General features: G+C 61.5%; 13 protein-coding genes. 6 read left to right on the forward strand and 7 right to left on the reverse strand.

The window, feature by feature from the left end:
- A complete protein-coding gene (locus tag Q1B16_RS11635) occupies positions 1-1,110 on the reverse strand; it encodes an efflux RND transporter periplasmic adaptor subunit (protein WP_299788372.1) in 1,110 nt (369 codons plus the stop codon).
- A gap of 578 nt (positions 1,111-1,688) precedes the next feature.
- On the opposite strand from Q1B16_RS11635, the gene Q1B16_RS11640 reads away from it, so the two are divergent.
- The 6 genes from Q1B16_RS11640 (at position 1,689) to Q1B16_RS11665 (ending at position 6,346) form a co-directional block, all read left to right on the forward strand.
- The gene (locus tag Q1B16_RS11640; RefSeq protein WP_299788375.1) at positions 1,689-2,264 is read left to right on the forward strand and encodes a hypothetical protein; all 576 of its coding nucleotides are present in this window, start codon (positions 1,689-1,691) and stop codon (positions 2,262-2,264) included.
- Positions 2,265-2,308: 44 nt separating this feature from the next.
- Positions 2,309-2,791, forward strand: coding sequence for a bacterioferritin (locus Q1B16_RS11645; protein ID WP_299788377.1), 483 nt, complete (start codon positions 2,309-2,311; stop codon positions 2,789-2,791).
- A 53-nt stretch (positions 2,792-2,844) separates the two neighbouring features.
- Positions 2,845-3,402, forward strand: coding sequence for an HdeD family acid-resistance protein (locus tag Q1B16_RS11650; protein WP_299788380.1), 558 nt, complete (start codon positions 2,845-2,847; stop codon positions 3,400-3,402).
- Positions 3,403-3,507: 105 nt separating this feature from the next.
- Positions 3,508-3,864 carry a carboxymuconolactone decarboxylase family protein gene (locus tag Q1B16_RS11655; RefSeq protein ID WP_299788383.1) on the forward strand — a complete coding sequence of 119 codons (357 nt, stop codon included), beginning with the start codon at positions 3,508-3,510 and terminating at the stop codon, positions 3,862-3,864.
- 30 nt (positions 3,865-3,894) lie between these two features.
- Entirely contained in the window at positions 3,895-5,736 is a 1,842-nt protein-coding gene (ftsH, locus tag Q1B16_RS11660) for an ATP-dependent zinc metalloprotease FtsH (RefSeq protein ID WP_299788386.1), read from the forward strand.
- A gap of 31 nt (positions 5,737-5,767) precedes the next feature.
- Entirely contained in the window at positions 5,768-6,346 is a 579-nt protein-coding gene (locus Q1B16_RS11665; RefSeq protein ID WP_299788389.1) for a hypothetical protein, read from the forward strand.
- 61 nt (positions 6,347-6,407) lie between these two features.
- On the opposite strand, the gene Q1B16_RS11670 is transcribed toward Q1B16_RS11665, so the two are convergent.
- The 6 genes from Q1B16_RS11670 to Q1B16_RS11695 all read right to left on the reverse strand — a co-directional run bounded on the left by Q1B16_RS11670 (position 6,408) and on the right by Q1B16_RS11695 (position 12,501).
- Positions 6,408-7,262: a universal stress protein gene (locus Q1B16_RS11670; RefSeq protein WP_299788392.1), complete on the reverse strand. Its 855-nt coding sequence runs from the start codon at positions 7,260-7,262 to the stop codon at positions 6,408-6,410.
- 184 nt (positions 7,263-7,446) lie between these two features.
- On the reverse strand, positions 7,447-7,881 hold the full coding sequence (locus Q1B16_RS11675; RefSeq protein ID WP_299788395.1) for a hypothetical protein: 435 nt from the start codon (positions 7,879-7,881) through the stop codon (positions 7,447-7,449).
- A gap of 208 nt (positions 7,882-8,089) precedes the next feature.
- Entirely contained in the window at positions 8,090-9,535 is a 1,446-nt protein-coding gene (locus Q1B16_RS11680) for an efflux transporter outer membrane subunit (RefSeq protein ID WP_299788397.1), read from the reverse strand.
- Between the two features lie 27 nt (positions 9,536-9,562).
- Positions 9,563-10,807, reverse strand: coding sequence for an acetate/propionate family kinase (locus Q1B16_RS11685; RefSeq protein WP_299788400.1), 1,245 nt, complete (start codon positions 10,805-10,807; stop codon positions 9,563-9,565).
- A complete protein-coding gene (locus Q1B16_RS11690) occupies positions 10,804-12,201 on the reverse strand; it encodes a bifunctional enoyl-CoA hydratase/phosphate acetyltransferase (protein WP_299788403.1) in 1,398 nt (465 codons plus the stop codon). The genes Q1B16_RS11685 and Q1B16_RS11690 overlap by 4 nt, the downstream gene beginning before the upstream one ends.
- A gap of 30 nt (positions 12,202-12,231) precedes the next feature.
- Complete coding sequence (locus Q1B16_RS11695; RefSeq protein WP_299788406.1) at positions 12,232-12,501, reverse strand: hypothetical protein; 270 nt, start codon at positions 12,499-12,501, stop codon at positions 12,232-12,234.
- Between the last annotated feature and the right edge of the window lie 9 nt (positions 12,502-12,510).

Consider the following 12,510-nt stretch of genomic DNA (forward strand, 5'->3'; position numbering starts at 1 on the left):
TCACTCCTCCACGGCTGTGGTGTCGGCATCGAGCGCAACGCCATCTTCGTTGATCGTCACGGCGACCGGTGTCACCGCCTGTCCCGCGCTCAGCGAGGAGAGACCGTCCACGATCAATTGGTCCCCTTCGCTCAATCCCTCGCGCACGATCCACGCGTTTTCATAGCTGCCATCATCGTCCAGGGTGACTTGCCCTGCCGTTCCGTCGTCGCCCACGATGTAGACGGTCAGTTGGCCGGAATTTCCACGTGTGGCCGCGCGTTGCGGCACGAGAAAGGCTTGCGTCGTGCCAAGAGTGACTTCGCCGCGCACGAACATGCCCGGGATGATGACATGCTCGGGGTTGTCGAATTCGAACCGGATGGTCACCGTGCCTGTTGACGTCGAGACATCGTTGCCGGGCGTGACCAATTTGCCCGTACCGCGAAAGACGTCGCCGTTTTCCAGCGTCAGCGTCGCCTCAAGGACGTCGTTCTGTGTGAGGGTGCCTTCGGAAATGCCCTTGCGAAAGGACAGGATCCGTGCGCTGGCTTCCATCATATCCACATAGATCGGGTCGGACCGGACAATGGTGGTCAACGCATCCGCCTGTCCGGCGGTCACGAGATCCCCGACAGAAACCGTCGCAACATCGGCGCGCCCGGCAATCGGGCTTTGCAGCGTGGTCCATGACAGCTCGGTCTGCGCATAGTCCAACGCGGCCCTGGTCGAGTCCAGCGTTGCCTCGGCCTCCGCAAGACTTGCGCGCGCGGCCTCGACTTCGGCCTCGGTATAACCTCGGCCCGCCAATTGCTCGGCCCGCTCAAAGGCCGCCTGCATTACGGGAAGATTGGCTTCTGCCGTGGCGACGTTCGCACGAGCGGTCGCGACAGCCGCGATATACGACGCATCGTCGATCCTGAAGAGGGGATCGCCAACCTCAAGCGACCGGCCCGGAGTGTAGAGGATTTCTTCGATCACACCGCCTACTCGGGGGCGCACCTCGACCTCCTGAAATGCGACAGCGCGCCCTGGGGAGGTCACGACCTGCGGAACGTCCTGCATCGTCATTTCGACGACACCGACTTCGATATCCATCGGCCCAGACGGCGCGCCTTGGGCATGTGCCATTGTGGAGAGCGCTGTCAACGCGATGATAGCGCCGAGCGTTGACCAAATGCTCGCGTTCAGTTGAGGGCCAATCATTGAACAATTCCACCCTGACTGAATGCGCGGCAATTCTGAACCGGCCCCGTTTGATCGGATCGGTCGCTGCCCCGAATACCGTTCGAAAAGGCTGACCCACCGGCGCTTCGACCTGCACACGATGTCGCTGAAACGACGGCGGCTGGGGTGATCAGGGAAATTCCCGAATTCCTGTTCATATTCTACAATCCATCCAAATGGGTCCGATGCGGGACAATGCCCTGTCCCAGCGCCTTCATCGGACGTCAGATGCCATCCGCACCCTTCAGAAAATTGACAAAGGTCAATTGCCGAACAGGTCCGGAGTGCATCGACGTCGACCTCTGCGCGCGGGTTGCTTCCGGAGAACGTCAGGTCGCAGGGACGCGCCGCGTCCCATCTGCCAGTCGGGGCCGGAGCGATAATCGGGATCGCGCCTTGCGCCGGAAGTCCGGCAATTGATGAATGTCAATCCCGACATGAAACGACGGGCTAGACCGCAATGACATTGCAGGAGCCTCGCCATGATGGACGTACAGGATTCTCACCGGACCACTTACATCAACATCCCCGAGGCTGTGGGGGTGTTCGACAGCTTCGAAACCTTGCAACAAGCGATCTACGATCTGCGCATGGCCGGATTCAGCCGCTATGACATCAGTCTTCTGGGCAGTAAGGAAACCATGACCGAGAAGCTTGGATCGGCCTATTGGCGTGCCGAGGATCTGGAAGACGATCCCAACGCCCCGCGGGCGGCCTTCGTGTCGGAGGAAGCGATTGGAGAACTGGAAGGCGCCATCGCAGGCGGTTTCTTCTTTCTTGGCTCCTACATCGCAATGGCCGCTATGCTGACACCCTTGTCGACGCTGGCGGCCTCAATCGCCGCGATCGCCATCGGGGGTGGACCTGCGGCTGTCGTCGGGGCGCTTCTGGCCCGACGGGTGGGAAAACACCACAAGGATTACTACGCGCAACAGATCAGCAACGGTGGCATCCTCCTTTGGGTCAGGACGGTCGACAAGGAGCATGAGGACTTGGCCGTGAAGATCCTGAAAGGCCATTCGGGCCGGGATGTGCACGTACACGATTGGAGCGAATAGCGATCGACCATCGTGGATTTAATCAGAACGGAAAGGTCAGAAAGATGAGCGACATCCAAAAGACACTTGAAAACCTGCAAACGGCCCTGTCGATGGAGCTCTCAGCGGTCAGCCAGTACCTCCATCACATCCTGACCACCGAGGATTGGGGCCTCGACAAGCTGGCCGAAAAGATGCGTGCCGAAATGCTCGAAGAGCTGGGCCATGCCGAGGAATACGCAAGACGGATGATCTTTCTCGGCGGCGTTCCCGAAATGAAACCGGCAAAGATACCGGCCCAGGCGCAATCCTTGCAGGACATGTTCGAAGCCGATCTGGCCGATGAAAAGGAGGCGATCAGCTTTTATTCCCGCGCCGCGCGGGAGGCGGATCAGGCCCATGACATCGGGACGCGCACATTGTTCGAGCGCACGGCAATGGACGAGGAAGGCCACATGGCGTGGTTGGACCTACAATTGTCGCTCTTGAACCGAATGGGAGAACCGGCCTTCATCGCGATGCAAATCGGCCAGCCCAACGCTGAGTGACACGGCGCGTCTGCGATGATGTAAACGACCAAACTGAAGAGGGATGCAAATCCATGGCCCATGACCCGAACGCCGACCCGAATGAAAGCGTGTTGCAGCGACTTCAAAAAATCTGGCTTTGGGTCGGGATCGTGATGATCGTCCTTGGGGCAGGGGCCTTGATCATGCCTGTGCTCAGTTCGCTGGTCATCGGCATCCTGATTGGCTGGCTGTTATTCATCAGTGGCGTGATAGCCGTGGCTTCGGCGTTTTCGGTTCGGGGCACCGGGCTGTTCGTATGGCAGCTTGCGGCTGGTCTGGTCCCGCTGCTGGCGGGCGCGTTGCTGATCGTGTACCCGGCGCAGGGGCTGATCGCGCTGACGCTTATCGTCGGCATCGTTTTCCTTTTGACCGGCGTTGCGCAGTCCTCTTTTGCGGTCTGGATGCGTCCGGCTCCCGGCTGGGGCTGGATGCTTGCTTCGGCCGTGGTGAGTATCGGGCTGGGTGTCTTCATTCTCGTCGCGCTTCCCGAAGCCTCGGCCGTGATGCTGGGCATCCTGTTCGGTTTCGATTTTCTGAGCACGGGTCTTGCCATGGTTTTGATAGCGACATCCGCCCGCCAAAATCCCTGATCGGGACAAATGATTGAATGCGGAGAGACCGGCGTCCAAACATGGTCTCGGCACCCCGCATGTGCATGGCGGGCGGAACCTCAAGGAAACGGAAAGGCGACTATCGTGAAAGACTATCAGACCATCGCCCGCGAATATCGTATGGGCTACGCCGATCTGGCGGCCGAGATCCCGGACCCGACCGCTGCCTTCGGGCGGTTGGTGATGGGCGCGACCGCAGGTGGGGCGCTGTCGACCAAAGTCAAGGAACTGATCGCGTTCGCCATTGCGATCTCGGTCCGGTGCGACGGTTGTATGGCGCATCACTCGCAGGCTGTCGTCAAGGCCGGTGCCACGCGGCGGGAAGTGGCCGAGATGATCGGCGTTGCCATTGTCATGGGAGGCGGTCCTGCTTCGGTTTACGGCGCTGAGGCTCTGCGCGCCTACGACGAAGCGGCAGGGTCCAAGTCCGCTTCGACATAGGCATGTGGACCGGGGGAAGAGGAAGCCGCAATGGAAAAGCGAAATCAATTCAACTGGGGCTTCTGGCTGATTGCGGCGCTTGTCTGGCTGGGGATACAGGCGTGGATCGGGTATCGTGATGTCGTGTCGATGTCTTACAGCGACTTCCTCGCCGCTCTCGAAGAGGGCAGCGTCGCCGAGTTGATTGTTACCGAAAGCATGATCGAAGGCAGCTTCACCACGCCGCGCGATGGCCGCGACCGCTTTATCGTGCATCGTGTGGACCCGGATTTCGCGGAGCAGCTGGAGCAATACGATGTCTCCATCACCGGCGCATCTGACCAGACGTGGCTGACAACTCTGCTGTCCTGGTTTCTGCCGGTCTTGCTGTTCTTCGGCCTCTGGATGATCCTCATCCGTCGCATGTCAGGGTCGCAGGGGTTCGGAAGCCTCGTCAATATCGGCAAGTCGAAGGCCAAGGTCTACCTGGAGACGAAGACCGGCGTGACCTTTGACGATGTGGCCGGGGTCGACGAGGCCAAGGGCGAATTGCAGGAGATCGTCGCATTCCTCAAAGACAAGGAGAAATACGGTCGCCTCGGGGCGCATATCCCCAAGGGTATTCTGCTCGTGGGTCCGCCGGGAACCGGCAAGACGCTGCTGGCGCGCGCAGTGGCGGGCGAGGCGGGCGTGCCGTTCTTTTCGATCTCGGGATCGGAATTCGTCGAGATGTTCGTGGGCGTCGGGGCCGCCCGCGTGCGCGACTTGTTCGAACAGGCGCGTCAGGCCGCGCCCTGCATCATCTTCATCGACGAGTTGGACGCGCTTGGCCGCGCGCGCTCGGCCGTGTCGGGCTATGGCGGTGGCGACGAGAAGGAGCAGACGCTGAACCAGCTTCTGTCCGAGTTGGACGGGTTCGACCCACGCGTGGGCATCGTCCTGCTGGCGGCGACCAACCGGCCCGAGGTGCTGGACGCGGCGCTTCTACGGGCAGGCCGCTTTGACCGGCAGATCGTCGTGGACCGGCCCGAGCGCAAGGGGCGTACGGCGATCCTGAAGGTTCATGCCAAGCGCGTGAAACTTGCCGCCGATGTCGATCTGGATCAGGTCGCCGCGATCACCGCAGGGTTTACCGGTGCCGATCTTTCCAATCTGGTCAACGAGGCGGCCATCGTCGCCACGCGGCGTGACGGCGACACGGTGACGATGGAGGATCTGACGGCGGCGGTCGAACGGATCGTCGCGGGCGTTGAACGCAAGTCTCGGGTTCTGGGCACGGAGGAACGTGCGCGCGTCGCCCATCACGAGATGGGTCATGGGCTTGTCGCGGCGCACGTGGTGCATGCCGACCCGGTCCACAAGGTCTCGATCATTCCGCGTTCCATCGGGGCGCTTGGCTACACCATGCAACGCCCGACCGAGGATCGCTTTCTTATCACGTTTTCCGAGCTGAAGGACCGCATGGCCGTTCTCATGGCGGGCCGCGCGGCGGAGGAGTTGATCTTCGACGAGGTTTCGACCGGTGCCTCGGACGATCTGGCGAAGGCGACGGACATCGCCCGCGAATGCGTGACCCGCTTCGGGATGACGGCGGAGGTCGGCCAGGCCGTTCTCGAGGACAAACCCGGCCAGTATCTTGACCAGCATGGTCCCATGTTGACGACCCGTGACTACGCGGAAGAAACGGCACGGGAGATCGATCTTGCGGTGCGGGAATTGATTGAACAGGCTTACGAGCAGGCCAAATCCATCCTGGCCGCGCATCTGGCCGATCTCAAGACAGGGGCTGCCCTGCTGCTGGACCGCGAGACGATCACCCCGGAAAATTTTCCGCCGATTGCCCGCCGGTCGAAGATCGTTGCTGGCGCGGCAATTGTCGACCGGGCCGGTTGATCGGGTTCAGGATCAACAGAGGAGACACGCAATGAGCGACAGAATATCCGGCCTTGTCCAGCGCATCCGTGATCTGGAAAGCGAGCTTGAGGAAGAGATCGACCGTCGGCGTGCCGCCTTCGAATACACGGTCGAAAAGCGCCGGGTCGTTTTCGAGACAGAGGTCAGGGAGCGCCATCGCGCATTGCGGCAGACGCTGACCTCCTATCTCTCCGAGGCCCGCCCGATGGTCATCCTGACGGCGCCGGTCATCTATTCGGTTATCGTACCGCTGGTCTTGCTCGATCTTTTCGTAACGCTCTATCAGGCGATCTGTTTTCCGGTTTACCGGATCGAAAAGGTGCGCCGTGCCGATTACGTCTCGATCGACCGTCGTCATCTGGCCTATTTGAACGGCCTTGAAAAACTGAATTGCGTCTACTGTGGCTACGGCAACGGCCTTCTGGCCTATGCGTCCGAGATTGCCGCCAGAACCGAAGCTCATTGGTGCCCGATCAAGCACGCAGCGCGTATGAAAGGCACCCACGCGCATTACGCCGGTTTTCTCGATTATGGCGATGCCGAAGGGTACAAGCAGAAAAAACGCGAACTGCGCGAAAGCACGCGATGATCTGCACCCGACCCTGACTCGGATCGGGTGCCTTACGCATCACCGGACGGGAGCGGGCCGGTCAATGCGCCAGGAATACGGGTTGATCCCTCTGATCGATCAGTGTTCGCGTGGTGCCACCGAACAGAGCCTCGCGCGCACGGGAATGGCTGTAGGCGCCCATGACGATCAGATCGGAACCGATCTCTCCGGACCGCTCGAGAATGCACTGCCCGACATCGTGGCCGCCAGAGGGATACTGCTGGACGGTCACATTGCACCCATGATGCGTGAGCCATTTCGCGACATCGACACCAGGGTCTTCCCCGGAACGGTCTTCGTTCATGACCGGGTCGATGATCCCGATTGTGACCTCTTGGGCCGCGCGCAGAAGGGGCAAAGACTGATGAACCGCACGCGCCGTATGCAGGTGCGTCGTCCAGGCGACAAAGATACGCTTCGGCCGATCAAGTGTCGCGGCCGCCGCGTCGTTCAATAGAACGCCGACTGGAGATTGGAAGAGCACGCCGTGAACAACCTCCCGAAACAGCGCGTCGGTATCGCGCAGATCGTCGCTGATTAACGCGATGTCGCTTACCATAGCGTGTTGTGCGACTGCGTCGGAAATGCGCGATGGATCGGTCGAAACAACGCTTACACCGCCAGTGACATCGTGTTTCTCAAGAAGCTCTTCGATCGCGTCCTGTTTGGCTTTCAGATCGGATTTGGTCTTGGCCAGGGCGTCTTGCCACTCCGAGGGAATGCTCACCTCTCCATACGGGGGCACACCAATGGCGTAGTAAGGAAACTGCGGCACCTCGCCGACGACAACAATGGCAACCTGTGCCGGGATCGCCCGAATGGTTTCGAGTTTGTCGGCCAAAGCATCCATCGAGACTTGCTTGCCGACGGCAATCAGTACGGTGCTGTCTTTCATTTTCAATCTCCCTACCGTCTAAGCCTGTATAAACCGAGCGCCACCCTGCCGTTTGACATTCGTCACTTGCAGGTCACACAGGGTTGCTATGTCCAGCGTCTGTCGCCCATTCCACGTCAGAGTGAAATGACCGCAGGACTCTTTCTCTGTCTCCGAGCCTTAGCCCGCCAGCGTTGGGGCGACCTCAAACAGGCTCGGATTTCGCCGACTTTGTTGCACTTTTCGCACTGGCGACGGTTTCATCCACCGCCTCGACTTCGTTCGAGATCACGGCGGCGGCGCAGCCTGTCATCATGGCAAGGTAGTCCCGCGCATCCTCGGCAAGACGCTCCATGGAATGAGTTTGCCATTCTGCGAGGATACTCATCGCAGCCATCGGATCGCCCATTGAACGCTCGGCCAATTTCTTGGTGGCGTCCAGTGCGCTTTGAGTGGCCTCGTGGCGGCGTTTGAACCAGGCTTCCGAGAATGCCTCGCACTCCTTGAGAACGGTATCCTGCGCTTTCCAGAAGTGGGCGCCTTGAGACCCTGCCGCCGGTATCGCCGTAGCAAATGATTGCGTTGATTTCGCAAATTGCTCCAAGGTCTTGACTGCTGTGCTCAATTCCACAAGCTTCATCCTCCTGCATGTTCAAATTCGTTGAAAGACACGACAGGACGGGCCGCAGCGCGACTCGACTGCCTGAAGGTATCGTATCAAATCCGCACGGCCCTGTTTTGATTAACATCAATTTGCTGACCGAAGAAGGATTGCGGCCGTCATTCTCGGTACACAGACCATCTTCCAGAGCAGCACCCCGCAGTAGCGAGGGAGGCGACCGCTCAGATCACTCTGCCTGCGCGCTTGCGCTTGATCGCGACACCGAAGCCCACCCGCTCCCCGTTGCGATCTGCAATGCCAGCCATTCGGACGCGGATTGTTGCACCGCTTGCGCCAGACCGACACGCGCTTCGGTCAGCGTCAGTTCGGCCGAAAGCAGGTCCAAAAGCGGGATGGCCCCGTCCTCGAAGGCGCGTTCGGTCAAGGTGAAGGCCGTGCGCGTTGCAGAGACTGCCTCCTGCAACTGGCTGACCCGCCGCCGCGACAATCTATAGGCGCTTTGGGCCGTCTGAACATCCCGTACCGCGCCGAGAACGGACGCGCGCCACGCCGTTTCGGCCTTCTGCGCAGTGGCTTTGGCTGCATCACGCCGGGCCGTCAGCGCGCCGCGGTTGAAGACGGGAAGCGCGAGACTCGGACCGAACAGCGATGCATCGAGACTGTCTGACGCCGAAATGGTCCCACTGAGCGTGAGCGTGGGATAGAGCTGTGCCTCGGCGACGCCGATGGCGGCGACGGCCGAAGCGTAGCGCCGTTCGGTCGCGCGGATGTCGGGACGGTTGCGCAACAGGTTGGCGGGCGTTCCCACTTGCGGTGCGCTGCGTGGGATCGGCTGCGGTGCGCCCGCCTGCAAGGTCTTGATCAACGGTTCTGCCGGTTCCGACAGAAGTGCGGCAATGCCATAGACATTCGCCAGAAACGCGGATTCAAGGCTGGGTTGCTCCGCCGATACGCTGGCAAGCTGCGCCTTGGCCCGAGCCACGTCGAGTTCGGCAGCTTGGCCAAGGCTGCGTTCGCGTTCGACGATCCGAAGGATACGGGTGTTGTCGACGATGGATTGGCGCGTCAGTTCAAGAGTTTCCTGGAAATACCGCGCGTCGATATAGGCCCCGACGAGGCTCGACAGATAGGCCAGCCGTGCGGTGCCCACATCCAGTTCGGCCGCCTCGAGCCCGGCAAGGGCCGCTTCCTGTCGGCGGTCCATGCCCGCAAGGGCCGTACCGGCACTCAGAGTGGCGGAGCGGACCTGATCCGGGATGATGCCAAGCGCATCCTCGCTGACATCAACGCCTGTCACCGAGGCTCTGACGCCGCCGCTGATCTGATTTCCGAGACCCGCCGCGCGCGCGTTGGCCCGGGCTTCGTCGACGGCTTGCAAGGCGGCTGTGACGCTGAGGTTTTGCGCAAGGCCGCGTGCCACGAGATCGTTCAATTTTTGGTCGCCAAGCTCGGTCCACCAGCGCGATACGGCAACATCACCTGTTTGCGCCGCAGCGTTTTCGGCAAAGCTGTCCGTCAGTGTGATGGTGGGTGGCACATAATCAGGACCAATACCGCTGCATGCCGCAAGGCCGGACAGGGACGCCAGCAGAAAGCCCCGTCTGTCCCAAGATGCGACATGGGCTGAAACCTGGTCGGGGCCGTCGGGCATCTCTCTGAAGTCGCCCTTCATCGGATCGGTCCAGTTTGCGTCAGTGCTTCATCCATGTTCGGCAGCCTTTGAGGTGTTCTGTGAGGGAAGGGGCGCGCCTGCCTGGTCCGTGGATCGCAGGTGTTGCCGGCAGGCGGTTGCCATGACCGCCTCTTCATTGGTGGGCAGCACCAGGACATCTACGGCAGATGCGGCTGAACTGATCCTGACGGCATTTCCATCATTCGCCGCCGCGTCTATCTCTACGCCGAGCCAGTCAAGGCGGTCGCAGATCGCGCGCCGGATGTGGGGGGCGTTTTCCCCGATGCCCGCAGTGAACACGATGGCGTCCAGCCCTCCAAGCGCGGGTATGAGGCCCGCAAGTGTTTGGGCGGCGCGGTAGACGAAGAGGTCTATCGCCTCACGCGCGGTCTGGGCGTCGCTGTTTTCGAGAACCTGCATGTTGTTGCTGATACCCGACACCCCCATCAGCCCGGATTGCGTGTAAAGCAACGCCTCGATCTGGGCGGCGTCCATGCCCTTGGCCTGCATCAGGTAGAGCACGACGCCGGGGTCCAATGCGCCGCAGCGTTGCCCCATGACAAGACCGTCGAGGGCTGTGAACCCCATGCTTGTGGCAACGCTCTTGCGGTCTTTCATCGCGCACATGCTGGCACCGTTGCCAAGATGGGCGACGACCACCCGGCCGTCCGCCTTTTCCCCGAGGTGATCGGGCAGCACGCTTGCGATGTAATCGTAGGACAGGCCGTGAAACCCGTACCGGATGATCCCCTCATCGGTCAGGTCGCGGGGCAGGGCGAAGAGCGTGGACAGTCGATCTTGCGTGCGGTGGAACCCGGTGTCGAAACAGGCGATCTGCGGCAGATCCGGTCGCCATGTCGCCACGGCTTGGATCGCCGCGAGGTTATGCGGCTGATGCAGCGGGGCAAGGGGAGCAAGCGCTTCGAGATCGCGCATGACACGGTCGTCGATGCGCACGGGTTGGCTGAAATGACGCCCGCCATGCACGACCCGGTGGCCGACGATCGCCAGCGGCTGGTCCCTGAGCTGCTGGTCGAGCCAATCCAAGAGCAGCGCGATCAGGTCTTCGTGGCTCGACGCCTTGTCAAGCTCATCGAACTGCGCGCTGGACAAGGCGGCACCATCGGCATCCCTGGCCGAAAAGGCCGGCGCGCGTCCGATCCCCGCGATCTTGCCGGTGATGCGGGCCTCCGCGTCCGCGCTCTCGGCTGCGAACACTGCGAACTTCACGCTGGACGATCCGGCATTCAGGGTGAGGATATCCCCCGTCATACCCTGATCTCCGTCGCTCGCCGGTGCACGAAAAGCTGCGCCATCGCGGCGGAGGCCAAGCGGGACATCACCCCATCCGACCGGCTGGTCAGCACGATGGGGATCCGCGCGCCCAGCACGAGACCGGCGGCATCGGCGCCTGCGAGATAGATCAGCTGCTTGGCGATCATGTTGCCCGCCTCGAGATCCGGCACGATCAGGATGTCGGCGTCCCCGGCCACGTCAGAGAGGATCCCTTTGGTCTCTGCGGCAGTTTTGGAGATGGCGTTGTCGAAGGCCAGCGGGCCGTCCAGCAGACCCCCGGTGATCTGTCCGCGCGCCGCCATCTTGCAGAGCGCCGCCGCGTCGACCGTTGAGGGGATGCTGGGCGTGACCGTCTCGACCGCAGACAGGATTGCCGTTTTCGGACAGTCGATCCCAAGCGCCTGTCCAAGGTCTATGGCGTTCTGAACGATATCCCGCTTGGCGGCGAGATCGGGGAAGATGTTGATGGCCGCGTCGCTGATCAGAAGCGGTTTGGGATAGTTCGGCACGTCGAGCACGAAGACATGGCTGATGCGGCGCTCCGTGCGCAGCCCGGTCTGTCCGTTGACCACGGGCTCGAGTAGTTCGTCGGTGTGGAGCTTGCCTTTCATCAGCATCTGCACCTTGCCCGCCCGCGCCAGTGCCACGGCCTGTTCGGCGGCGGCGTGGCTATGTGGCACGTCTACGATGTCGATATCGGTCAGGCTTTCTCCGATCTCCTCGGCGGCGGCCTCGATTTTTGACCTTGGGCCGACAAGGACAGGAATGATGATGCCCTGCGATCCCGCCTCCAAAGCGCCTTGCAGCGACAGCGCATCACAGGGGTGAACAACGGCCGTCGGCACCGGGGCCAATGCCGCCGTTGCGTCGATGAGGTCACGGAACCGGGCCGCGCGCGTGTGCAGGTGAACCTCCGGCAGGACGGCGCGCGGTCGGCGGACTTTCTCCGTCGGCGCAATCACCAAGGCTTGCCCCTCGATCACCGTCTCGCCGCTCTGGTTCAGGCACAGGCAGTCAAGGGTGACATGGTGGTGTTCGGGCCGCTTGTCAGTCACCGTGACCCGGACCGTGACCGTATCGCCAAGACCGACGGGGTGGCGGAAGCTCAGGTTCTGGTTGAGGTAGATCGTTCCGGGTCCGGGCAGTTCGGTCCCCAGCACCGCCGAAATCAATGCGCCGCCCCACATACCGTGGGCAATCACCTTGTGGAAGATATCGGACTTGGCGAAGGCCTCATCAACATGGGCCGGGTTCACGTCACCGGACATGACCGCGAAGAGCTCGATGTCCTGCGCGGTCAGCTTGCGGGTCAATTCGGCACTGTCGCCGATCTCGATCTCGTCGAAGGTCCGGTTTTCGATGAATTGCATGGATGTATCGCCCTTTCCGGCGGCAGGGTTTCAGGACGCGTTTGGATCGCTGTCGGATTTCTGTCCCTCGATCTCTTCGGCGATATCCTCGACCGCACGGAAGGCATCGCCTTCGGAGCGCTTGCCCTCCACATGCGCGGCCTGCTTGCCGTCGATCTTGAGATCGGCGTCACCCCAGGGATGCGTGTCGATTTCCAGATCGTCGCCGTTGGCAGAGGCGGTGAACCGCTGCTCGGTCGCCCCTTTCCCGGCCGGGTAGCTGAGGTCGGGTGTCCAGGTCAGTTTTTTCTTGTCGCTCATGGTTGTTCT

Source organism: uncultured Marivita sp. (genome assembly GCF_947488135.1).
Taxonomy (GTDB): Bacteria; Pseudomonadota; Alphaproteobacteria; order Rhodobacterales; family Rhodobacteraceae; genus Marivita.